Annotated in this window: 19 protein-coding genes; 3 read left to right on the top strand and 16 right to left on the bottom strand. The window is 65.6% G+C overall.

What is annotated here, in order from left to right; genetic code table 11:
* Positions 1–31: 31 nt before the first annotated feature.
* The 11 genes from flgL to flgB form a co-directional block, all read right to left on the bottom strand.
* The gene (gene flgL / locus DVB37_RS10480) at positions 32–1291 is read right to left on the bottom strand and encodes a flagellar hook-associated protein FlgL (protein ID WP_120154996.1); all 1260 of its coding nucleotides are present in this window, start codon (positions 1289–1291) and stop codon (positions 32–34) included.
* 45 nt (positions 1292–1336) lie between these two features.
* On the bottom strand, positions 1337–3010 hold the full coding sequence (gene flgK, locus DVB37_RS10475; RefSeq protein ID WP_046807739.1) for a flagellar hook-associated protein FlgK: 1674 nt from the start codon (positions 3008–3010) through the stop codon (positions 1337–1339).
* A 73-nt stretch (positions 3011–3083) separates the two neighbouring features.
* Positions 3084–4061, bottom strand: a complete 978-nt coding sequence (flgJ, locus tag DVB37_RS10470) for a flagellar assembly peptidoglycan hydrolase FlgJ (RefSeq protein ID WP_046807740.1) — start codon at positions 4059–4061, stop codon at positions 3084–3086.
* 5 nt (positions 4062–4066) lie between these two features.
* Positions 4067–5203: a flagellar basal body P-ring protein FlgI gene (locus tag DVB37_RS10465; protein ID WP_046807741.1), complete on the bottom strand. Its 1137-nt coding sequence runs from the start codon at positions 5201–5203 to the stop codon at positions 4067–4069.
* Between the two features lie 2 nt (positions 5204–5205).
* Positions 5206–5895 (bottom strand): flagellar basal body L-ring protein FlgH, encoded by a 690-nt coding sequence (locus DVB37_RS10460; RefSeq protein ID WP_046807742.1) that lies wholly within the window; start codon positions 5893–5895, stop codon positions 5206–5208.
* A complete protein-coding gene (gene flgG / locus DVB37_RS10455; RefSeq protein WP_006219047.1) occupies positions 5895–6680 on the bottom strand; it encodes a flagellar basal-body rod protein FlgG in 786 nt (261 codons plus the stop codon). Before flgG ends, DVB37_RS10460 begins: the two co-directional genes overlap by 1 nt.
* A 64-nt stretch (positions 6681–6744) precedes the next feature.
* Positions 6745–7506: a flagellar basal body rod protein FlgF gene (locus DVB37_RS10450; RefSeq protein WP_046807743.1), complete on the bottom strand. Its 762-nt coding sequence runs from the start codon at positions 7504–7506 to the stop codon at positions 6745–6747.
* A gap of 33 nt (positions 7507–7539) precedes the next feature.
* On the bottom strand, positions 7540–9009 hold the full coding sequence (locus DVB37_RS10445) for a flagellar hook-basal body complex protein (protein ID WP_120154994.1): 1470 nt from the start codon (positions 9007–9009) through the stop codon (positions 7540–7542).
* 69 nt (positions 9010–9078) lie between these two features.
* Entirely contained in the window at positions 9079–9777 is a 699-nt protein-coding gene (locus DVB37_RS10440) for a flagellar hook capping FlgD N-terminal domain-containing protein (protein WP_046807745.1), read from the bottom strand.
* Between the two features lie 20 nt (positions 9778–9797).
* Positions 9798–10217 (bottom strand): flagellar basal body rod protein FlgC, encoded by a 420-nt coding sequence (gene flgC, locus DVB37_RS10435; RefSeq protein WP_046807746.1) that lies wholly within the window; start codon positions 10215–10217, stop codon positions 9798–9800.
* Between the two features lie 22 nt (positions 10218–10239).
* Positions 10240–10647 (bottom strand): flagellar basal body rod protein FlgB, encoded by a 408-nt coding sequence (flgB, locus tag DVB37_RS10430; RefSeq protein WP_006219042.1) that lies wholly within the window; start codon positions 10645–10647, stop codon positions 10240–10242.
* A gap of 177 nt (positions 10648–10824) precedes the next feature.
* Here flgB and flgA point away from each other — a divergent pair, with 177 nt between their 5' ends.
* The 3 genes from flgA (at position 10825) to DVB37_RS10415 (ending at position 12479) form a co-directional block, all read left to right on the top strand.
* A complete protein-coding gene (gene flgA / locus DVB37_RS10425; protein ID WP_046807747.1) occupies positions 10825–11541 on the top strand; it encodes a flagellar basal body P-ring formation chaperone FlgA in 717 nt (238 codons plus the stop codon).
* A 127-nt stretch (positions 11542–11668) separates the two neighbouring features.
* Entirely contained in the window at positions 11669–11962 is a 294-nt protein-coding gene (flgM, locus tag DVB37_RS10420; RefSeq protein ID WP_046807748.1) for a flagellar biosynthesis anti-sigma factor FlgM, read from the top strand.
* Positions 11963–11999: 37 nt separating this feature from the next.
* Complete coding sequence (locus DVB37_RS10415; protein WP_046807750.1) at positions 12000–12479, top strand: flagella synthesis protein FlgN; 480 nt, start codon at positions 12000–12002, stop codon at positions 12477–12479.
* 307 nt (positions 12480–12786) lie between these two features.
* On the opposite strand, the gene flhF is transcribed toward DVB37_RS10415, so the two are convergent.
* The 5 genes from flhF to cheZ all read right to left on the bottom strand — a co-directional run bounded on the left by flhF (position 12787) and on the right by cheZ (position 21620).
* Positions 12787–15903: a flagellar biosynthesis protein FlhF gene (flhF, locus tag DVB37_RS10410; RefSeq protein ID WP_120154992.1), complete on the bottom strand. Its 3117-nt coding sequence runs from the start codon at positions 15901–15903 to the stop codon at positions 12787–12789.
* A complete protein-coding gene (flhA, locus tag DVB37_RS10405; RefSeq protein WP_120154990.1) occupies positions 15903–18020 on the bottom strand; it encodes a flagellar biosynthesis protein FlhA in 2118 nt (705 codons plus the stop codon). Before flhA ends, flhF begins: the two co-directional genes overlap by 1 nt.
* A 3-nt stretch (positions 18021–18023) precedes the next feature.
* On the bottom strand, positions 18024–19178 hold the full coding sequence (gene flhB, locus DVB37_RS10400; protein ID WP_046806442.1) for a flagellar biosynthesis protein FlhB: 1155 nt from the start codon (positions 19176–19178) through the stop codon (positions 18024–18026).
* Between the two features lie 110 nt (positions 19179–19288).
* A complete protein-coding gene (locus tag DVB37_RS10395; protein ID WP_370512769.1) occupies positions 19289–20833 on the bottom strand; it encodes a methyl-accepting chemotaxis protein in 1545 nt (514 codons plus the stop codon).
* Between the two features lie 151 nt (positions 20834–20984).
* A complete protein-coding gene (gene cheZ / locus DVB37_RS10390) occupies positions 20985–21620 on the bottom strand; it encodes a protein phosphatase CheZ (RefSeq protein ID WP_006219034.1) in 636 nt (211 codons plus the stop codon).
* Positions 21621–21624 lie beyond the last annotated feature (4 nt).

Genomic DNA, 21624 nt, shown 5'->3' with positions numbered 1-21624 from the left:
CTATCCTGGCCCCGCCTGGAAAACCTGCCGCTTATTTGCGGCTGAAAAGGCTGGATCCCTGGATGGTCAGGAACGCGCCGGACGCGGCTTGCAGCGCCACCTGGCGCAAGGCAAGCTGGCTGGTGCCGGCGTAGTAATCCAGATCTTCCAGGTCCGACAACGTCTTGGAATACGTCAGCCCCTTCTTCGTGCCGGTTGCGTCCAGCGCTTCCAGCTCGTTCATGCGGGCGCCGACCGAAGCCGCCACGGTCAGGACGTTGTCGTAGTTGTTCGACAACTTCTTGTTGGCCGTGGCCAGTTCGTTGTTCAGCTTGGCCAGGGCAACTTCATCACCGGCGATCGGCGAATCCAGCACCTTGATCAGGCTGTCCAGCGTGTTGAACATATCCAGGTCCGCCGACTGCACGGACTCGACATTGATGACATCGCCGTTGGCCGGCGTGCCCTTGATCACAACCGACACGCCACCGAAGTCGATGGCCGCGCCATCGGTATAGGGCGTGGCGGCGGCGGGCGGCGCGGGCGTGACGACGGGCGGCACGGGCGGGTTGGCATTCGGGTCCGTCGTGGTGACGCGGTAGCCCATGCTGCCCGTGGTGGGGTCCGCTTCGAACTGGACCTGGAAATTCTTGCCGATGTTGGCCGAACCCGGCGTGACCGACACCGTGCTGAACTGCGCCGTGCCGGTGTTGCCGTTGGCGGCGGTGCTGACGTAAGCCTGCGAACCGGGGTTGGCGCGGCCGAACACATCGCTGCCCAGATCGCTGGTGGACAACTGGCGCGATTGGTCTACCTGCACCGTGCGTTCGCCGGTGGCGCCGCTGTAGACGATCTTGCCCGTGGTGTCCTGCGAGTAAGGCACCACGCCGCCCTGATAGCCGGAGAACACGTACTGGCCGTTGCCGTCCGTACTGTTCGCCAGGCCCAGCAGTGCGTCGCGGGCGCTTTTCAGCGCGGTCGACAAGGCTTGGCGGTCGCTGTCGGCAAACGTGCCGTTACCGGCCTGGATGACGCGGGTGCGCACGTCCTGCAACGCGGTGGTGATGGACTCCAGGACGTTGCTTTCCTGCCCCAGGTTCGTCATGGCCGTGTCACGGTTCATGCCGTACGTGCTGTTCATGCTCTTGGTCTGCGCCACGCCGATGGACAGCGAGGCCGACAGGGGATCGTCCGCGGGCGTCAGAAACTTGCGACCGCTGCCGACCTGTTCAACCAGGCGGTTCATGTCGGATTCCTGAGCCATAATGCCGCTCAGGCCGTTCGCGTACATCATCGAGGTGCTCAAGCGCATGGTCCAACTCCGAATTGCTTTTTAGTCATCACAGTAAAGATCGCCTTAGCCGCGCAGGCCCAACAGCGTGTCGAACACGGTGCTGGCCACATCGATGATGCGGGCGCTGGCTTGGTACTGCTCTTGATAGATCGACAGGCTGACGTATTCTTCGTTCAGGTTCACGCCCGACACCGCCTGCTGGGCAGCCGTCGTCTGCTTGATCAGGTTGGCCTGCGCCGTGGCGGCCGTCTTCACCTGGGCGGTCTGCACACCCACCGTGTTCACCACCAGGGCGAACATGTCCGTCGTGCTCATCGTGCCGTGGCCCAACACCTTTGCGCTTTGCAGTTGCGCCAGCTTCAGGGCGTTCTTGCCGTTGGCGTCGCCGCCATCGGCGTCGGCCGCGGCCACTTTTTCCGGGTCGGTGATCAGCACGTTGATGTCACGCGCGGCATCGCGGGTGGGCGACAGCGACCACTTGTCGCCGGCTTGCGGCGGCGCGTCGATCGTCAGCGTCACGCCCATCTCGGCGTCCAGGTTCAGCGTGGCGTTCGGCGGCGTGCCGGTCGCGGGGCCGTTGTACACGCGCGCGCCTTCCGGCATGCGCAGCACCTGGTAGTTGGTGCCGTCGAACGAGATCTCGTAGTCCTTGGCGTTGATGTTGTTCAACGTGGTGAACTGGCCGGTCAGCTGCGCGTTGCTCTTGTTCGCGGTGTTGGGCACGCCCGTGGGCGAGCCGATACTGAAAAAGTCGGTGCCCGGGTTGCCGTTCTGGTCCAGGCCCTGCTTGTGTTGCTCGTTGAACGACAGTGCCAGGCCAACGGCCATCTGGCCCAGCTGGTTCTGCATCGTGTCCAGCGACGTCGCGCGAAACTGCAACAGGCCGCCCAGGCTGCCGCCCGTGACGTCGCTGTCGTTCATTTCAACGGCGACGGTCTTGCCCGAACCGGCCGGCAGCGTGTAGGCCACGACCGTGCGGCTGGCGTCCTTGGACGAGGCCACCGCTTGCAGCGGATACAGCGTCGTGCCCGACAGCAGCGACTGGCCGCCCTTGGTCAACGAAATATTGATCTTGTTGCCCTGCTCGTAGGTGGTGATGCCCACGATCTGGTTCAGTTCCAACACCGCCTGGTCGCGCTGGTCGAGCAAGTCGTTGGGGGGGCTGCCGTTGGCCTTGCCGGCCGCCAGCGAAATCTGCGTGTTCAGGTCGTCGATGCGGCTCAGGTAGCTATTGACCTGATCCACCGTCGTGGTGATCTGCGTGTTCAGCCCTTCACGCTGGTTCTGCATCTCGGAATAGGCCGAGCGGATCTGCGTGGTCAGGCTGTTGGCCTTGCCCAGCAGGTCGGCGCGGGCCGCCGGGTCGGCAGGCTTGCTGGCAACCGTGTTCATGCTGGTGAAGAAATCGGTCAGGCCCGGGGCGATGCCCACGGTGCGGTCGGCGAACAGATTGTTGATCTGCGACACCTGTGCAAACTGCGTCTGCAATTGCGCACCGCTGCCTTGCGCGCCGACCAGCTGCTTGTACAGGAAGCTGTCGTAGCTGCGCTCAACCGTGTCCACTTGCACGCCGCGGCCGATGTAACCGTTGGCGGTGGCTTGGGCGCCGGCGGTCGAGGTCAGGACGCGCTGGCGGTTGTAGCCGACCGTGGTGGCATTGTTGATGTTGTGGCTGGTGGTTGCCAGGCCGGCCTGGGCGGCGTTCAGCCCGCCCAGCGCTGTTTTGTACAAGTTCATGCTGACAATGCCCCGTATGTAACCGCAGCTGATATTTCTGGATACTCCAATAACGGCAGGAGATCGTCCAAATTTAGAGTCCTTCCAACATCTGGCGAGAAATTTCCACGTTGGAGGCCGCGCCGCGCAATTGGCCCATGATGCCGATTAGTTTTTGTGCGTAACGCGGGTCGGTTGCGTAGCCCGCGTCCTGGATCTTGCGTGCCGCGTCGATCTCGTTGCGCGCCTGGGTAACGGCCTCGTAGCGGGGGCTGTTGCCGATCAGGCGGGCGTAGTCCGAGAACGATTCCTCGTAAGAGGAATAGGCACGGAACGGCTGCGTCACCTTTTTGGCAACGCCGCCTTCGTATTCGGTGGTCAGCACGTTGACGACCTTGCCGTTCCAGCTTGCGCCTGCCTTGATACCGAACAGGTTGTAGCTGGTGCTGCCGTCCGGGTGCTTGATTTCGCGCTTGCCCCAGCCCGATTCCAACGCCGCCTGACCCATGATCAGGCGAGCCGGCACGCCGCTTTGCTGCGACGCCAGGTTGGCCGCGCGCGACATCTTCGACACGAAGTCCACCACGTGCTCGGGCGCGCCTTCGGCGGCGGCCAGCGCGCGGTCGCTGGGACGGTTGTTGCGCATCACGTTCAGCAGTGCCGACACCTCGCGCGAACCGCCCGTGCGGAAGTCCAGGTCGCCGCCCTGCCCGATCGCGCGCACCGCCTCGTCGGACATGTCCGCCGGCTTGCCTTGCTGCATCTGCGACAGGATGGATTGCGTCAGGCCGATGCCGGGCGAAGCCAGGTGCAGCGCCAATTGCTCGTCGGCCATGGACTGCATCATTTGCGTCTGCTGCGAATCGAACAGGCCTTCCTTGGGCGTGGCCTCGCGCATGCGCTTGACCATCATTTGCAGGAACAGGGCTTCGAACTGCTTGGCGACCTGCTTTTGCTGCTCGGTGCCGGCGGGGTCTTTCTTGACGTCGCGCTTCAGGTCCGACAAGCGGCCCATGTCAAAGACCGATTCCTGGCGGCCCGCGCCGCTTGCCGCATCTTGAGTAATCGCCATGGCCGTCAGATGATTTCCAGTTCGGCGCGCAAAGCGCCCGCGCTTTTCATGGCCTGCAAGATGGCCAGCAGGTCCTGCGGCGTGGCGCCCAGGGCATTCAAGCCCTTGACCACATCAGCCAGGTTGGCGCTGGTGCTTACGCGCTGCAACGAGCCGTTGTCCTGGCGCACTTCGATCTGCGTGTTGGGCACCACCACGGTCTGCCCTTCCGTGAACGGGGTGTCCGGTTGCGACACCTGGTTCTGGCGGTTGATGATGACCGACAGGTTGCCGTGGGCCACGGCCGCCTCTTCAATCATGACCGTGCGGTTCATCACGACAGAACCGGTGCGGGCGTTGATGATGACCTTGGCCACCGTGGGCGCGCGCGCCACCTGCAAGTCTTCCACTTGCGACAGGAAGCGCGCCTGCGAGGACTGCTCCATGGGCGTGCGCACCTGCACCACGCGGCCGTCCAGCGCGGTGGCCGTGCCTTGGCCGAACTTGCGGTTCAGGGCCTGCGCCACGTTCTGCGCGGTGCCGAAGTCGGTGTTGTTCAGTTCGACGTGGATGTAGCCGTCGCGCGAGAACGTGGTGGGCACGCCGCGTTCGACGATGGCGCCCGCGCTGATGCGGCCGCCGTTCAATTGGTTGATCTGCACGCTGGAGCCGCCGGCCGATGCGCCCGCGCCGCCGACCAGGATGTTGCCCTGGGCGATGGCGTAGACCTGGCTGTCCGCGCCCTTGAGCGGGGTCATCAGCAAGGTGCCGCCGCGCAGGCTCTTGGCGTTACCCATGGACGACACCACCACGTCCAGCGTCTGGCCGGGCCGCGCGAACGCGGGCAAGGTGGTGGTGACCATGACGGCCGCCACGTTCTTCAACTGCATGTTGCTGCCGGCGGGCACGGTGATGCCCAGCTGCGACAGCATGTTGGTCAGGCTTTGCTGCGTGAAAGGCGTCTGGCGAACCTGGTCGCCGCTGCCGTCCAGGCCCACGACCAGGCCGTAGCCGATCAACTGGTTGCCCCGCACGCCCTGGATCGAGGCCAGGTCCTTGAGCCGCTCGGCGTGCGCCGCGCCGGCGCCGGCCACCAGCCCTACCGCCACGCACACACGGGCGAACAGGGACAGCATGGCGGATATGGAGGTGGGTTTTGTCATGGTCAGAACGGCGAAGCAAGCAGGAAGAAGCGTTGCAGCCAGCCCATGGTCTGAACTTCGTCCATGACGCCCTTGCTGCGATATTCGATGCGGGCGTCGGCCACCTGCGTGGACGACACGGTGTTCGTGCCGGTGATGGAGCGCGGGTCGACCACCCCGGCGAAGCGTACGTATTCGCTGCCGCGGTTGATCGCGATCTGCTTCTCGCCAGCCACCTGCAAATTGCCGTTCGACATCACGCCCACGACCGTCGTGGTGATGGTGCCGGTAAAGGCATTGTTGGCGGTGCTGTCGCCCTTGCCCTGCGCCACGTTGCCGCCCTTGGCGTCGGTGTTCAGGTTGGCGCCCGCCCAGCTGTCCATGAAGGACGGCGCGGCGGCGATACCCAGCGTGGCCGATCCGGTGCGGTTCGTATTCGTCGCCACGTTCTTGGACGCATTGGTGCGTTCGTTCAGCACGATGGTGACGATGTCGCCCACGTTGCGCGGACGACGATCCTCGAACAACGGATAGTTGCCGTACGTGGTGGGCTGATAGATCGAGCCCGTCGGCTGCGCCATCGGCATGGGCGGCGGCGGCGGCGCGGCCGTGGTCGGCCCGGTCACGATGGGCTCGGGCGGGATCATGGCGCAACCGGCCGCCAGCATAGCCAGCGCCGCAGCGAATACCAGACGCAGGACAGACATGGGCATCACAGTTGGGTCAGGCGGGCCAGCATCTCGTCAGAGGTCTTGACGGCCTTGCTGTTCATTTCGTAGGCGCGCTGGGTCGTGATCATGTTGACCAGTTCCTCAGCCACGTTCACGTTGGACGTTTCAACGTAGTTCTGCATGATCGAACCCGCGCCGTCCACGCCCGGTTGCAGCAGGTTGGCGGGGCCCGATGCATCCGTTTCCAGATACAGGTTTTCGCCGATGCTTTGCAGGCCGGTGGGGTTGATGAAGGTGGCGATCTGCAACTGGCCGATCTGCACGTTCACGCCGGCGGCGCCGGGCTGGGTCACCGAGACGATGCCGTCCTTGCCGATGGAGATGGACAAGGCGTTGTCCGGCACGTTCATGGGCGGCTGGATGACGTAGCCGCTGACGGTGGTCAGCTGGCCGTTCTGGTCGCGTTGCAGGGCGCCGTCACGGGTGTAGCCCTGGGTGCCGTCGGGCAGTTCGACTTGCAGGAAGCCACGGCCGTTGATGGCGATGTCCATTTCGCCGCCCGTGTTGTTCAGGTTGCCGGCGGTGTGGATGCGCTCGGTGGCGGCCACGCGGGCGCCCGTGCCCAATTGCAGGCCGGACGGCAGTTGCGTGGCGTCGCCCACTTGTGCACCGGGCTGGCGCAGCGTTTGGTACATCAAGTCCTGGAACACGGCGCGGCCGCGCTTGAACCCGTTGGTGGAAACGTTGGCCAAGTTGTTCGAGATCACGTCCATGGAGGTCTGTTGACCTTCCAGGCCCGTTTTGGCAATCCACAACGAACGCATCATGATGAAGTACTCCTGGTGCCGCGGCAGCGCCGCGCGCGAAATTTGGGTTGAATCAGCGGCCGAGTCAGCTGACGGACAAGATGCCGTTGGCGCGTTCGGCGTTACGGTCCGACTGCTGGATCACCTGCATCTGCTGCTCGAAGCGGCGGGCGTTTTCAATCATGCCCACCATCGCTTTCATCGGATTGGTGTTGCTGCCTTCCAGCACGCCGGACAGCAGGCGCAGGCTGGGGTCCGCCGGCGCGGGCGGCGCGGGCTGGCCATTGACCGGCGCCAGGCGGAACACGCCGTCGTCGCCATGCACCAGTTGCGCGTTGTTCGGGTTGGCCAGCTTCAGGCGACCGAGGTTCAGAATATTGTTCGGGCCGTCGCCGGCGCCGATGGCCGTGATGGTGCCGTCGGACGTGATCGTCAGCGAGGCCTGGTCGGGCACATCGATGGGGCCGCCCTGGTCGGACAGCACCGGTTGGCCCAGCGAGGTCTGCAACAGGCCGTTGATGCCCACTTGCAGGCTGCCGCCGCGCGTATAGGCTTCGCCTTGCGGCGTCTGCACGGCGATCCAGCCGTTCTCACTGGCCAGTGCCACGTCCAGGTCGCGGCCCGTGGTCTGCATGTTGCCCATTTCAAAGCTGTTGCCCGGGGTCGAGGCCACCGTCGAAACACGCGTGGGCAGGCTCACTCCGTCCGTCACGGGAACCGAGCGGTACAGCGCGATCTGCTCGCGAAAGCCCGTCGTGTTCACGTTGGCCATGTTGTTCGAAATCGCGGCCTGCTGCTCAGTGATACGTGCCGCGCCATTCATGGCGGTGTAGATGATTCTGTCCATTGCCTATTCCGTCGGTGTCGTCGCGAGCCAGCTTTACTTCAGGTTCATCAGGACTTGCATGATTTCGTCCTGAGTCTTGATGGTTTGCGAGTTGGCCTGGTAGGTGCGCTGGGCAATGATCATGTTGACCAGTTCCTTGCTCATGTCGACGTTGGACGCTTCCGTCGCCTGACCCACCACCTTGGACATGCCGTTGGTGCCGGGCTGACCCAGGATCGGCTGGCCCGAGGCGGACGTTTCCGTCCACGCGTTGTTGCCCACCGGTTGCAGGCCTTGCAGGTTGGCGAAGTCGGCCAGCACGATGTTGCCGACCACTTGCGTTTCACCGTTGGTGTAGCTGGCCACCAGGCTGCCGTCGCCGCCGATGTTGATGCCGCTGAATTCACCGGAGGTGTAGCCGTCGGGCTTGGCAACCAGCTTGTAGTTGCTGCCGTACTGCGTGGTGCCGGTGTAGTTCATGGCGATGCTGATGGGGTCGGCGGGCGTGGTGGCGCCGCCGGGCTGGGCAAAGCTCAAGGTCACGACCGGGGCGCTGGTCAGCGCGCCGGCCTTGTTGAACGTGAACTGCTGGGGGGTGCCCCAGACGCCGCCCGCTTCGGTCGTGGGCGCCATGGCCTGGCCGTCCATCGTGTAGTAGACGTCGTACACGCTGTTGCCGGCGGCATCCGCCGGGCGCTTGACGAAGTACTGCATCACCTGGTGCGAGTTACCCAGCGAATCGAACACCGTCATGGGCGACGCGTTGGTGTAGCTGTTGGACACCGTGGGGTCGAACGGACGGCCGATTTCGGTGACGGCGGCGGTGTAGTTGACGTAGCCCGGAACCTGGCTGATGTCGCCAGCCGTGATGGCGCCCGTGCCATCGACCGTGATGACGTTCGGCGCCGCGCCGTAGTTACCGGCGGGCGGCGTCGCGCCCGACCACACCACCACACCCAGCGGATCGCGGGTGAACGTATATGCCGTGCCGCCCAGGGACACGCTGCCGTCGACGGCCGGGGCCGTGACGGTATCAACCGGGTAAACCACCTTGGCGTTGGCGTCCAGGTTGGCCACGGTCGTGCCGGTGGCGGTGGCGCGCGGCGCCACGTTGGCCGTCGGCAGTTGCAGTTCGACCGGGTTAGCGCCAATGGCGCCTGCGGGGTAGCCCGTCAGGCGGTAGCCCTGCGCGTTGACGATGAAGTTGTTCTTGTCGACCAGGAATTCGCCATTGCGCGAATACATCACCGCGCCGCTGGTGTCCGTCAGGCGGAACATGCCCTTGGCGCCGTCGATGGCGATGTCGTATTCGCCACCACCGCCCTGCACCGTACCGACGGTGAAGCGTTGATTGATGGCGGCGACCTTGACGCCCAGGCCCACGCGCGAGCTGGCGTACACGTCAGCAAACGAGGCCGTGGCCGACTTGAAGCCGACGGTGCCGGAGTTGGCGATGTTGTTGCCGATCACGTCCAGGTTCTGCGCAGCGGCGTTCAAGCCGCTTAGTCCTTGTCCGAAGCCCATGTTTTCTCTCGCTAATTAATGATGTGGAGCCGTCGCCCGTGCGCCGGCATCGATTCAAATCCGCCCGGTTCAGGCGCCGATAACCTTGCGCACGTCCAACATGCTGGTCTGGCCTTCCAGGCCCAGGTCCAGACGCAGTCCGTTCGTCGAGTAAGCCACGCTCTTGACCTGGCCGTAGCTCAGGACTTCCGCGTTCACCTTCTTGCCGTCGCCGTCGGTTGCCAGCACGGACACGGTGTAAGCACCCGGCTCCAATGCCACGCCGCCGTCGTTCTTGCCATCCCAGTTCAGGGTGTAGACGCCAGTCTTCTGTTCGCCCATTTCAATGGTGCGCACCACGGCGCCGTTCGCGTCGGCGATACGAACCTGGACCTTCTGCGCATCGCTTTGCAGATCCAGGCCGTAAGGGGTGACGACGCGCTCGGCGGCGTTGTCGCCGTCCACGCCGACCTTGACCTTGGAACCCGGGATCAACACGCCCTTGCCGATCATCGACACGGCGTTCATCGACTGGGACACATCGATCTGGCCGCTGATGGCCAGGATGGTGCTCTTCAGGTTGGTGATGCCTTCCACCGTTGCGATCTGCGCCATCTGCGAGGTCAGCTCGGCGTTTTGCATCGGGTTCAGCGGATCCTGGTTCTGCAGCTGCGTCATCAGCAGCTTCAGGAACTGGTCTTGCAGGCCCTGCGACGTAATGGAGCTGCCGGCGCCCGCCTGGGCCAGGCCCAAGCCGGTGGTGCTGGTGTTTTGATCGACGGTGGTCATGGATTCACTCTGAGCGGAAATTAGGATTGACCGATGGTCAACGTCTTTTGCATCAAGGACTTGGCGGTGTTCAGCACTTCGACGTTCGCCTGGTACGAGCGCGACGCCGCGATCATGTTGACCGTTTCGGCCACGGGATCGACGTTGGGCATGCTGACGTAGCCCTGGGCGTCGGCCAGCGGATGCTTGGGGTCATAGATCTGCTTGAGCGGCGACGGGTCCTGGATGACGCCGGCAACGCGCACGCCGCCAATCTCCTGCCCCATGGCCTGGCCGGCGGCCGGGTTGACCTGGAATACAACCTGGCGCGCGCGATACGGCTGGCCGTCCGGGCCCACCACGCTGTCGGCGTTGGCCAGGTTGCTGGCCGTGACGTTCATGCGCTGCGACTGCGCGCTGAGCGCCGAACCGGCGATATCGAAAATGCTCAACAAGGACATTGCCTGTTGCTCCCTTTATGGATCAATCCTGAATGGCGGTCTGCATGGTCCGGATGCGGCCGGAGATCATTTGCATCGTGCTCTGGTAGTGCAAGGTGTTGTCGGCGAACTGCACGCGTTCGATGTCCATGTCCACCGTGTTGCCGTCCATGCTGGGCTGGTAAGGCAAACGGAACAGCAGGTCCGTCGGGCCCTGCGACACGGCCTTGGCCGGAATGTGGCGCGCGGAGGTCAGCGTCAACGACGTATCGGCCAGGCGCTTGGAATCTTCCATCGCGTTCTGCATCGCCGTCTTGAAGTCGAAATCGCGGGCCTTGTAGTTCGGCGTGTCGGCGTTGGCGATGTTGGACGACAACACTTCCTGGCGCTGCGCGCGCAGTCCCAAAGCCTGCTGGTAGAACCGGAAATCTTCGTTAAGCCTGTCTAGCATCGTGGCGCCTTCGTGCGTTGCAATACGGATAGAGCACGGGACTTCGGACGCACCGTTATCCCATTGGATGACGGAATCATAGGGGCCGGCGGTGAAACACAATCAGCCAAATAACCCGCCATTTCTCATCCAATTCACGTATTGCCAAGCGGCTCGGACTCTTACAATTCAGTCATCATGAAAATCTCCGCACGACTTCTCCTCGCGCGCGCAAGCGGCCTTCTTGTCCTGGCATTGGCAGGCAACGAAGCCGCGCTGGCGCAAGACGCCGCCAGCCAGCCGCCCGAGGCCATCGTGAACGCGGCGCAAGACTATCTGCTTGAACAATTGGCCGGCCTGCCCGGGCAGCCCTCGGTGGCGATCGACCCGCCCAGGGTGGACCGCCTGGCGCCCTGCGACGCCATGTCCCCGTTTATGCCGTCGGGCATGAAGCTGCGGTCGCGCATGACGGTGGGTGTGCGATGCAACGCGCCCAAGCCCTGGACGACGTATGTGCAGGCCACTGTCAGCGTGCCCGGGTACTATTACGTCGCTTCGCGCATGATCGCGGCGGGCCAGGCGCTGACGCCGGACGACCTCTCCCCCCGGGACGGCGACCTGGTGTCGCTGCCGCCGGGTGCCATCACCGACCCGCAAACGGTCGTGGGCATGTCGGCCGCTTACCGCATCAACGCCGGCCAGCCGGTGCGTGGCTCGTCGCTGCGCAACGCGCAGTCGGTCATGCGGGGCGCCAACGTTCGGATCAACGCGCGCGGCAACGGATTCGTGGTCAGTAGCGAGGGGCAGGCACTGGACAATGCAGCGCCGGGCGCCACGGTGCAGGTGCGCACCGCCAGCGGCCAGGTGGTCAGCGGTGTGGTGCGTAACGCGGGCCTGGTGGAAATACAACTGTAGGGTCTGTTACAAATCGCGCGACACCATTGGGCAAGCTGCCCTAAAGTTCCTTCCGGCCCTGTCGTTACAGAGACAATAGTAGGCGTATCCGTCGCAAACCGACCCAGGACGCCCTGCGGAGAAAACCTTGAAAATCAATTCGACCACCAACCGGCCTCTTTCGGCCGACGCCGTGAGCCAGCGCCCGGATTCCGCGGTTGCGCAAGCCTATGGCGCAAGCACCCCCTCGGGCTCCAGCAGCTCGCAAGTGGCGTTGAGTTCGGCGTCGCGCAAGATGCTGGCCCTGCAAGACGGTTCGAACGACATCAACGTCGAGCGCGTGGCTGCCATCCGTGCCGCCATTGCCTCGGGCCAGTTGAAGATCGATACCGGCCGCATTGCCGACAGCCTGATCGCCAGTGCGCGCGATCTGCTGAAGTAATCCCGTCCACCGCCCTATCCTCCTTCGAAGCATGACCATGAACCCCGTCGACTCCCTCCAGGCCTGCATGCGTCAGGAAGACGCGCTGATTACCGAGTTTTCAGCCATTCTGGAAGAAGAGACCGAGGTTCTGGTCGGCCCGGGCAACGTCGGCGCGCTGCAAGCCATTACCGAACGCAAGTCGCGCGTGGCACAGCAGCTGGTTGACCTGAGCGGCACGCGCGACGGGCTGTTGGCCGAAATCGGCCTGCCCATCGGCCACGCCGGCACCGAACAGGCTGCCGTGCTGCATCCGCAGTTGTCGGGGATCTGGCAAGCGCTGTTGACCAAGTCGGCATCGGCGAACGAGATCAACCTGCGCAATGGGGCGTTGATCGATGTGCATCTGCGCTACACGCAGCAGTCGCTGGACGCGCTGCGCGACGTGAACGGCGCAGGCAGCAAGAACGCGACCTATGACGCGTACGGCCGAGGTGCGCGCGGCGCGCCTAATCGCAAACCGATCGTCGCCGGCTGATCCGGCGTATAGTCCCTGGCGCGGCATGCGCGCCAAAATACGCGAATTCTTGTGAAAAGCGCGCGGGATCCCTAACGGGATACCACGCGCTTTTTGCTGGACAGGAGTGCCGGGGCTTCGGCTGGGCTTGAGCCTGGCGCTGGGGCGCTGGGGCGCTGGGGCTTTGGGGCTTTGGGGCTTTGGGGCTTTGGGGCTTTGGGGCTTTGGGGCGCTGGGGCTCTGGGGCGCTGGGGCTTTGGAGCTTGGGAGCTTTGGGGCTTTGGAGTTTTGGAGCTCTGGGGCCTTGCCTTGGCTTCGGCCCTGGACTTCAGCCCCCCGCGGCCATCTCCAGCATGGCGAACATTTTCAGGATTGCCACGGGCAGCAGGCGGCCAGACAGCTTGCGTTCCGAGCCCATGATGCCGGACAGCGGGCCGCGCACGACGGCGGCGGACGGCGAATGCGCCATCTGCCAGCAGGCCGCGCCCAGTTGGCCGGCCATCAATGACTGGCGCGCCAGCGTGTGGGCGCCGTCGACGGCGGGCAGCGCCTGCCACGCGTTGGCCATGTAGCGGAAGCCGGCCTTGGCTTCGTCCTGCAATACCAGCCAGCGTGCGACGGTGGCGGCGTCGGCCTGGGACGCGGGCAAGTTGGTCAGCCCGAACAGCTGTACGGCAATTTCGCCGCTGACCGTATCGATCAGTCGCGCGCAGACCAGGCGGATCGGCGCGGTTTCGGAGCGGCCCGGCAGGGTGATTTCGGTGCCCGAGGCCCACAGCGCCAGCGGCACGGTCTGGCCGCCCTGCTCGCGCGTCAAACCGGGCATGTCGCCGGGCTGGCCCACGGGCAGATAGCCCACGCTTTTGCCGACGGCATTCAGATTGGTCGGGCATTCGTCCTGCACCACGCGCATGCCGCCCGGGCAGCGCGCCACCCACGAGGCGCCCTGCTCGCTTAACGACTGCCACAAGGCCGACGTGCCGGCCTCCAGCAGATGCACCATCGGCAGGCGCGGCAGCTGTTCGCCCAGCCAGCGCACGCGCGCTTGCAGCGCCGGGCCGGCATCCGCCAGACCCGCCGCGCCGGGCGCGAACGAGGTCAACATGCCGTGGGCCAACGCCAACTGCTGCGCGGGCGCGGCCAGGGCCACGCCCCGGTCGCTCATCAGCAGCGACCCCATCAACACACCACCCGGCAAACCTTCGCCCTTCATGCTGGTCTTGCCATGCATGGCCAGCAGATGGCGGTTGCAGGTGGCCGAAAATTCACGCCGCACCATGGCTAGCGGGTCGTCGCCCAACGCCGCCAGACTGGCGCCCGCGCCGTCGCCGACATAGTCGCGCCAGGACGCCCGGGCTTGTACGCAGGCCGGATCGCTGTCCAGCATGGCAATCGTGTCGTCCAGATGTTGTGCGGCGGCGATCGACGCCGATCCGCCTTGCGGGCGCAGGATGGCCGAGGCCAGCAATTGGCGGCGGCGGGCAGGATCAACGGCATCGGCCTCGCGCGCGGCCGGCACCAGCGACGCCAGGTCCGCCTCGCTGGGCGTGTACAGGGCGCGCGCGCGCTCGACCATGGCAAAGGCCCGGTCGATCAGCACGTCGGCGCGCGCCAGTTCCATATGTTCCGGCACCTTCTGCCCCACCGACATGTAGTGGATGGGCAGGCGGTGGCGGATGGCCGTGTCCAGCGCCGCGCCCAGGCGGGTGGCTTCGTCCAGCTTGGTGATGATGCAGCCGGCCACGTCTTCGCCCACGCCGTTGCGATAGGCGTGCGCCACTTCGTCCAGCGTGTCGCCCTGGCTGGCGGCGTTCAGCACCAGCAGGCGGCGCACGGGCTTGCCGGCGCTGGTCAACATCGCGGCCTGCTCGGCCACCAGGCGGTCGCGCTGGCTGATGCCGGTGGTGTCGATCAGCACGATCTTGCGGTTGCCCAGTTCGGCAAGAATACGGCGCAGTTCGCCGGCGTCGCGCACGGAATGCGCGGGCACGCCCATCAGGCGGCCGTAGATCTGCAATTGTTCCAATGCGCCGATCCGGAACAGGTCGGTCGTCAACATCGCGACCTGATCGCGGCCTTCGCGGGCTACGCAACGGGCGGCCAGCTTGGCCAGCGTGGTGGTCTTGCCGACGCCCGTCGGGCCGACCAGCGCGTACACGCCGCCGGCCAGGAATTCGTCTTCCGAGGCCACCACGGGCAGGTGGGTAACCAGTTCATTACGCGCCCACGCCTGCGCGGCGTCGGACGACAGCCCTTGCGGCAGGCGGTCCACCAGCGTGCGCACCAGCTTTGTGCTGAACCCGGCATCCAGCAGGCTGCGGAACAGCGCGGCGGCGGCGGCTTCACGAGTCGCGCCGGGGCGACCACCCCAAAGCAGTCCGTCCATCCGCGTTTCCAGCGCGCCGCGCAAGGCGCTGATGGCATCCTGCAAACCGGCCGTGGTGTCCGGAGGCAACGACGGCGGTGCCTGACGCAACGGCGCATCCGGCATGCGCGCCATGGACGGCGCGGGTGCGGACGCAGCGGCTGCGGTGACCGCGGCGCGCGCGGTGGTCGAAGACGCGGCGGGCGCGGCGGCCGGGGATGCGGCGGGCGCATAAGCGGCGGGTGCATTGGCCGACGATGCAGCATGCGCGGGGGCCGACGATGCGGGCGAATACGCGGCGGGTATCGCGGCGGAAGTCGCAGCGAGCGGCGACGCGGCAGCCATCGGCGTGGCGTGCGTCGGCGCGCCTGGACGGGCGGGTGCCAAGGCCGGCAGCTCGACGCGGGTCGCGGCGCCTACCAGCGGGGTGACCGGCGTGGAAGCCGGTTGCGAAGCAACAGGTTGCGCGGCCGACGATTGCGCAGTCGCGGGTTGCAGCGGCGTGGGATACGACGCCGCCAACGGCATCGCTGCCGCACTCGCCTCAACAGGCGAGCCTTCTTCTTCCGGCTGCGCCGACGACGCAAATGCCGATTGATACGCGGCAATCGAACGCGACGGGGTCGTGTAGCCGGGTTGCGGCATGGCGGGCGGCGCCGCCGTGTAGGGGCGCGCTTCTTGCCGCTCGGGCGCGGCGCCATAAGCTGCGGGGGACTGCGCGCCGTAAGGTGCAGTGGGCTGCGCGCCATAAGCTGCTGCGGGCTGCGCGCCGTAAGCTGCGTCGGGCTGCGCGCCATAAGGTGCGGCGGGCTGCGCGCCGTAGGGTGAGACCGCCGGCCCCTGCGGACGCGAACCCGAAGGCGCGGCAGCCGCGGCCCCGGACGCCCCGGCGTGCGACGACATATCGCGTTGCGGCGTGTCCGACGCAGAATCCTCGAACGCGCCGTCCAACGTGGCCAGCACTTCCACCCCGCCGTCCACGCTGCGGTTCGATACGATCAGCGCGTCCGGCCCCAGGGCCAGGCGCACCTGGCGCATCACGTCACGGCTATTGGCGCCTACAAAGCGGCTTATCTTCATTACCCATTACTCCCGCCGATCAGCGCGGTCACGCGGACCATGCGCTCATCCGGTATTTCCGTATTCGACAACACGCCCAGCTGCGGCAAATGGTGGCGCAGGAAGCGCGACAACGGCGCGCGCAAGACTGGCGACACCAGCAGCACCGGCGCATTGCCCTGCGCTTCCTGGCGCTCGACCGCCGCCTGCGTTTCGCGCAGCAGCGTGTCGGCCAGGCCGGGCTCCAGGCCACCGCTGGTCGTCATTGCCTGCGACAGCACGCGTTCCAGCTTCACGTCCAGCCCAATGACCCGCAACTCGCCTTCGCCCGGGAACCACTGCTGCGTAATCGCGCGGCCGAGCGAGCGGCGCGTCAGCATGATCAGTTCGTTGATGTCGGGTTGACCGCCCGTGGCCGCCGCCTGCGCCGCCAGGCGCGGGCCGTGCTCGGACAGCGTATCGATAATGGTGCGCATGTCGCGGATCGGCACTTCTTCCGACAGCAAGCCTTGCAGCACCTTCTGCAACGCCGTCAGCGACAGCGTCTTGGGCACCAGGTCTTCCACCAGCTTGGGCGCGTCGCGGCCGATGCGGTCCAGCAACTGCTGCACTTCCTGACGGCCCAGCAGGTTCGAACCGTGGCGGTGCATCAGGTGATTCAAGTGCGTGGCCACCACCGTGCCCGCGTCCACCACCGTGTAACCGGCCACCTGCGCCTGATCGCGCAAGCCCCCGTCGATCCACAGCGCCGGCAAGCCGAACGCCGGATCGGTGGTGGGCGTGCCCTTGATCTGGATGGTGACGCCGCCCGGGTCGATGGCCAGCCACTGGCCCGGCATCGCCACGCCATGGCCCACTTCCACACCGGACAGCAGGATGCGGTAATCGTTGGGCTTCAGCTCCAGGTTGTCGCGAATGTGCACGACAGGCGGCAAGAAGCCCACGTCCTGCGCAAACTTCTTGCGCAGGCTGCGGATGCGATGCAGCAGCTCGCCGTTCTGCGCGTGGTCCACCAGCGGGATCAGGCGATAGCCCACTTCCAGCCCCAGTTGGTCCACCATGGACACATCGTCCCAACTGGCTTCGGCGGCTGCCGCCTGCGCTTGTGTGATCGCGGCCGGCGGCACCACTTCCGCGGCCTGCGCAGCAGCCAGGCGCCGCTTGTGCAAGGCCCAGCCACCGTAGCCCAGCGCGCCAGCCAGCGTCAGGAACGCCACGTGCGGCATGTTCGGGATCAGGCCCATGATGCCGATGATGCCGGCCGTCAGGAACAGCACGGCCGGGTTCGAGAACAGCTGGCTCATGATCTGCTGGCCAACGTCCTGGTCGGTCGACACGCGCGACACCACCACACCGGCCGCCGTCGAAATCACCAGCGCCGGAATCTGCGCGACCAGGCCGTCACCGATGGTCAACAGCGTGTAGACGCGGCCCGACTCGGCCATCGACATATCGTGCTGGGCCACGCCCACGATCAGGCCGCCGATCACGTTGATCACCATGATCAGCAGGCCCGCAATCGCGTCACCGCGCACGAACTTGCTGGCGCCGTCCATCGAGCCGAAGAAGTCGGATTCCTGGGACACTTCGGCGCGGCGCTTGCGCGCTTCGTCTTCGCCGATCAGGCCCGCGTTCAGGTCGGCGTCGATGGCCATCTGCTTGCCGGGCATCGCGTCCAGGGTAAAGCGCGCGCCCACTTCGGCAATCCGGCCCGCACCCTTGGTGATAACGATGAAGTTGATGATGGTCAGGATCACGAACACGATGATCCCGACCGCAAAGTTGCCGCCCACCAGGAAGTGGCCAAACGCCTCGATCACCTTGCCCGCCGCGTCGGGGCCGGTGTGGCCGTGCAGCAGCACGACGCGGGTGGACGCCACGTTCAGCGACAGGCGCAGCAACGTTGCAAACAGCAGCACGGCCGGAAAGGCGGCAAAGTCCAGCGGCTTGCGCGTGAACATGGCCACCAGCAGGATCATTACCGACAGCGCAATGTTGAAGGTGAACAACAGGTCGAGCAGGAACGTGGGCAGGGGCAGCACCATCATGCCCAGCACCATCACGATCAGGATCGGACCTGCCAGAAGCCGCGCATGGCCGGCCCCGCTACTCTTCAACATGGTGAGCAAAGCGCTCATACCTTAGACTCCTTGTGCTGCGGTTTTTGCTTGCGGGTCCAGCTCGGCGGGCACGGCCAGGCGGGTCGGGGCCGTCGGTTGGACGCCCCATCCCGACCGCCACGAACGCAGCTGGAAGACCCACGCCAGCACTTCCGCCACCGCGGTATATAGCTCGGCCGGGATTTCCTTACCCAGGTCGACGTGTTGATGCAATGCGCGCGCCAACGGCGGCGCTTCCAATGTGGGAATGCGGTTTTCAGCAGCCAGTTCGCGGATCTTGGCCGCGATCAGGCCGGTGCCCTTGGCGATCACGCGCGGGGCGCCGCTTTTGTCCTCGTCGTACTTCAGCGCCACGGCGTAGTGGGTCGGGTTGGTCACGACCACATCCGCCTTGGGCACTTCCGACATCATCCGGCGCCGCGCCGCCTGGCGCTGCTGCTGCCGGATACGCGCCTTCACGTGCGGATCGCCTTCGCTTTCCTTGTGTTCCTGGCGCACATCCTCTTTGGACATGCGTAGCTTTTTCAAATGGCTCCAGATCTGCCATGGCACATCCAGCAGCACAATCACCAGCAGCGAGGACACGATCAACGCGCAGCAGATCGCCACCAGCGACAGCGCCTTGATCAGCGCGGCCGACGGGGCCACGTGCATCAGGCCCAGCATGTCGTCGTGGTAGCGCCAGATGACCCAGACGGCCACACCACCCACCAGCAACGCCTTGGCCAGCGCCTTGATCAGTTCCACCACCGTCTGCGACGAGAACATCCGCTTCAGGCCGGCGAACAGGCTCAGCTTCGAAAAATTGGCTTGCAGCGGCTTGCCGGAAATCACGATACCGCCCAGCAACACGCTGGACAGCACGGCCACCACCGCCAGCACGCCGAATACGGGCAGCAAGGCGGTCAGGGCGTGGCCGAAGCCGATCACGGCCTGCTCCACCATCACGCCCGGGTCCGTCACGATGCGCTGGTCGAAGGCCAGGCCGTTGTGCAGCACGCCGCTCATGCCCTGGTACAGCGAACCGCCCAGCGCCCAGATCACCCCGACACCGGCGGCCAGCATCATGAACGTTCCCAGTTCGCGGGAACGCGCAATCTGCCCCTCCTCGCGCGCCTTTTCCAGGCGCCTGGGAGAGGCTGCTTCTGATTTCTCGAGGTCGCTTTCTTCAGCCATGCTCTGCGGTGTCGTTGCGGCTCGCGGATTTTCGGATTACGAGCCGCCCGCCGAGATTCTAGGATCGCCCGGGGTTGGGCGATAAGCCAAGAAGCGGGAAGAAAGCGGCGCTATTCGCCGTTGCGCCCGATGGCGGGCGCGCGGCCCCCGTCCAGCGCTGCCTGGAAGCGCACGTAGTCCAGCCCGATACGGACGGCGCCCCAGTGTTCCGACCCCAGATAAAGCGGGACGGAAATGTCGTTGACGATCTCGCCGGTATCCCGAGAATAGGTCTGGAACAGCATCGCGCCGGTATTGGCCGCCAGCCGCGCGCCCACCGGATCGTCAAAGATGCGCTTGTGCCGCGACCGCGCGATGTCCTGCTGCGGGTCGCCCGTGGGCGGATGCGAAAAGCGCCCGTTGTGGGCCGGCGCATAGCCGCGCGCATCCACCACCAGCGTGTAGATGCCGCCCGGCACGGCGTCCAGCACCTCGTCCAGCAACTGCGTCAAGGCGTCGTCGATGGCCCGGTCGTAACGCGTGTGGTAGCGCGGCGGCTCGCTGCCCGCGATGCGCTGGTAATGGCGGTCGAACACATCCACGCCCCGGCGCCGGGCGTCGTCCAGCAAGCGCGTGGCCGCATCGCGGAAACTCTCGACCGCCTCGCACAACTGGTCAAAGGCAGTGCGGCCGGTGCGCACGTCCGCCAGCACTTCCTGCACGCTTTCCGTCTGGCGGCGGATGCGGTCGATCTCGTCCGACATGCTGCCCACCCGGCCCAGCACATCGGCGCTCAAGGCGGCGATGCGGCTCACTTCCTGGCTCATGCCGTGGTTGGTGGCGTCGACGTCGCCGATGGCCTGCACAACTTCGTTCACTTGCAGGTTCATGCTGCCGAAATCGCGCACGAAGCGTTCGAAGTCGGTGCAGGTGCGGTCCAGCACCGCGCCGGACGCGTCCACATCTTCGCGCAGCGTGCCGGTTTGGCGCTGGGTGGTGTCGACCAGGTCCAGCATTTCAACCGTATGCCGGCCGATATCGTTGGTCGCGGCGTTCACGCGCTCGGCCAGCCGCCCCACTTCGCTGGCCACCACCGCAAAGCCCCGCCCCGCGTCCCCTGCCCTGGCCGCTTCCACGCCCGCGTTCAAGGCCAGCAGCTGCGTTTGCAGGGCAATGTCCTTGATGAGCTTGCTGATGTCCGCGACCGAACGCGCGCGCAGGGTCAGCTGACCCACTACTTCGGTAAATGCGGCCATCTCGCGCGTCATGCGGTCGACCCGGGATTTGACGTCGGACAGCTCGGACAGCGCCGCTTCGGCCGCATGCAGGTTCTTGCCGGATACGTCGGCAATCTGGCGTGCATGTTCGGATGTGGATGCGGACAACGCGGCAATCTGCGCGCCGCTGTCCGCCAGCGCACCCGCCGCCCGCGCCTGCTCTTGCGCCAAGACCGAACAGCGCCCCGCCTGGTATTGCGTGCGGGCCGCGTTCAGCGCGATTTCAATGCTGGATTGCCTGACGGTGACCACGCGCCCGCGCATGCGCGACAGGAAACGATGCAGGGGAAATACCGCGGGACTTAAGGAAAAGGTGCGTTCCGACAGCGTGCCGTCGCCCCGGTTCAAGCGGCGTAACAGTGCCCACATGCCGCCGAGGCGGAATACGGATCTGGCCATGATGGACCTCCTTGTGCTGGCCCGGACCGCCTTCTGTGGGCGTCCGTTGCCTGGCGCGCGGCGCGCGCCTTGTCTCGTACTGCAAGGCCCCCCTGCTTATTCTTCTATGCACGCGCCGCCGGCGGCCAGGCCGGGCGGCGCGATGGGTCGATCAGAACCCCAGGCTGGCCAGCAGGTCGTCCACCTGGTCCTGGCTGGTGACCACATCGGTCTTGCCCTGCGGACTGATCTGCGGACCGTTCAACAGGCTGTTGGCCTCGTCGCGGCGTTCCTGCGGCACGTTGTCCAGCAGCACCTGCAACAGCTCGCGCTCAATCGCGCCGACCACGTCCATCATGCGCATGATGACCTGGCCCGTCAGGTCCTGGAAATCCTGCGCCATGATGATTTCCATCAGCTTGGACTGGGTCTGCTGCGTCTGCTTGGGCACGTCCGCCAGGAAGGCGCGCGTGTCCTTGACCAGTTCACGCGCTTCGGGCATTTCCAGCGGCTGGTCGTACCATTGTTGCCAGCGGCTATCCAGCGCCTGCGCCGAACGCGACATGCCGTCCTGGATGGGGCCGGCCTGCTCGGTGGCGTTCAGCACGCGGTTGGCGGCCTGCTCGGTCATCTGCGCCACATAGCGCAAACGATCGCGCGCATCGGGGATGGCGTTGGCGGCGTCTTTGATGGCCTGATCCAGCCCAAGCTCGCGCATGCTGTCGCGCAACATACGCGTCAACGAGGCGATCCGATGAATCAGGTCAGGATTTTCCCCAGCGGGTTCTACATGTTCCGTTGTGCTCATTGCA

It is taken from the genome of Achromobacter sp. B7, assembly GCF_003600685.1.
GTDB classification, from domain to species: Bacteria; Pseudomonadota; Gammaproteobacteria; order Burkholderiales; family Burkholderiaceae_B; genus Achromobacter; species Achromobacter spanius_B.
Note: the sequence above shows the minus strand (reverse complement) of the source record. Positions and strands in the feature narration are given on the sequence as shown.

What these genes read in the sequence shown, in the direction of transcription:
- flgL (WP_120154996.1), bottom strand. Translation starts at nt 1,291, where the DNA reads ATGCGCTTGAGCACCTCGATGATGTACGCGAACGGCCTGAGCGGCATT.
- flgK (WP_046807739.1), bottom strand. Translation starts at nt 3,010, where the DNA reads ATGAACTTGTACAAAACAGCGCTGGGCGGGCTGAACGCCGCCCAGGCC.
- flgJ (WP_046807740.1), bottom strand. Translation starts at nt 4,061, where the DNA reads ATGGCGATTACTCAAGATGCGGCAAGCGGCGCGGGCCGCCAGGAATCG.
- DVB37_RS10465 (WP_046807741.1), bottom strand. Translation starts at nt 5,203, where the DNA reads ATGACAAAACCCACCTCCATATCCGCCATGCTGTCCCTGTTCGCCCGT.
- DVB37_RS10460 (WP_046807742.1), bottom strand. Translation starts at nt 5,895, where the DNA reads ATGCCCATGTCTGTCCTGCGTCTGGTATTCGCTGCGGCGCTGGCTATG.
- flgG (WP_006219047.1), bottom strand. Translation starts at nt 6,680, where the DNA reads ATGATGCGTTCGTTGTGGATTGCCAAAACGGGCCTGGAAGGTCAACAG.
- DVB37_RS10450 (WP_046807743.1), bottom strand. Translation starts at nt 7,506, where the DNA reads ATGGACAGAATCATCTACACCGCCATGAATGGCGCGGCACGTATCACT.
- DVB37_RS10445 (WP_120154994.1), bottom strand. Translation starts at nt 9,009, where the DNA reads ATGGGCTTCGGACAAGGACTAAGCGGCTTGAACGCCGCTGCGCAGAAC.
- DVB37_RS10440 (WP_046807745.1), bottom strand. Translation starts at nt 9,777, where the DNA reads ATGACCACCGTCGATCAAAACACCAGCACCACCGGCTTGGGCCTGGCC.
- flgC (WP_046807746.1), bottom strand. Translation starts at nt 10,217, where the DNA reads ATGTCCTTGTTGAGCATTTTCGATATCGCCGGTTCGGCGCTCAGCGCG.
- flgB (WP_006219042.1), bottom strand. Translation starts at nt 10,647, where the DNA reads ATGCTAGACAGGCTTAACGAAGATTTCCGGTTCTACCAGCAGGCTTTG.
- flgA (WP_046807747.1), top strand. Translation starts at nt 10,825, where the DNA reads ATGAAAATCTCCGCACGACTTCTCCTCGCGCGCGCAAGCGGCCTTCTT.
- DVB37_RS10415 (WP_046807750.1), top strand. Translation starts at nt 12,000, where the DNA reads ATGAACCCCGTCGACTCCCTCCAGGCCTGCATGCGTCAGGAAGACGCG.
- flhF (WP_120154992.1), bottom strand. Translation starts at nt 15,903, where the DNA reads ATGAAGATAAGCCGCTTTGTAGGCGCCAATAGCCGTGACGTGATGCGC.
- flhA (WP_120154990.1), bottom strand. Translation starts at nt 18,020, where the DNA reads ATGAGCGCTTTGCTCACCATGTTGAAGAGTAGCGGGGCCGGCCATGCG.
- flhB (WP_046806442.1), bottom strand. Translation starts at nt 19,178, where the DNA reads ATGGCTGAAGAAAGCGACCTCGAGAAATCAGAAGCAGCCTCTCCCAGG.
- DVB37_RS10395 (WP_370512769.1), bottom strand. Translation starts at nt 20,833, where the DNA reads ATGGCCAGATCCGTATTCCGCCTCGGCGGCATGTGGGCACTGTTACGC.
- cheZ (WP_006219034.1), bottom strand. Translation starts at nt 21,620, where the DNA reads ATGAGCACAACGGAACATGTAGAACCCGCTGGGGAAAATCCTGACCTG.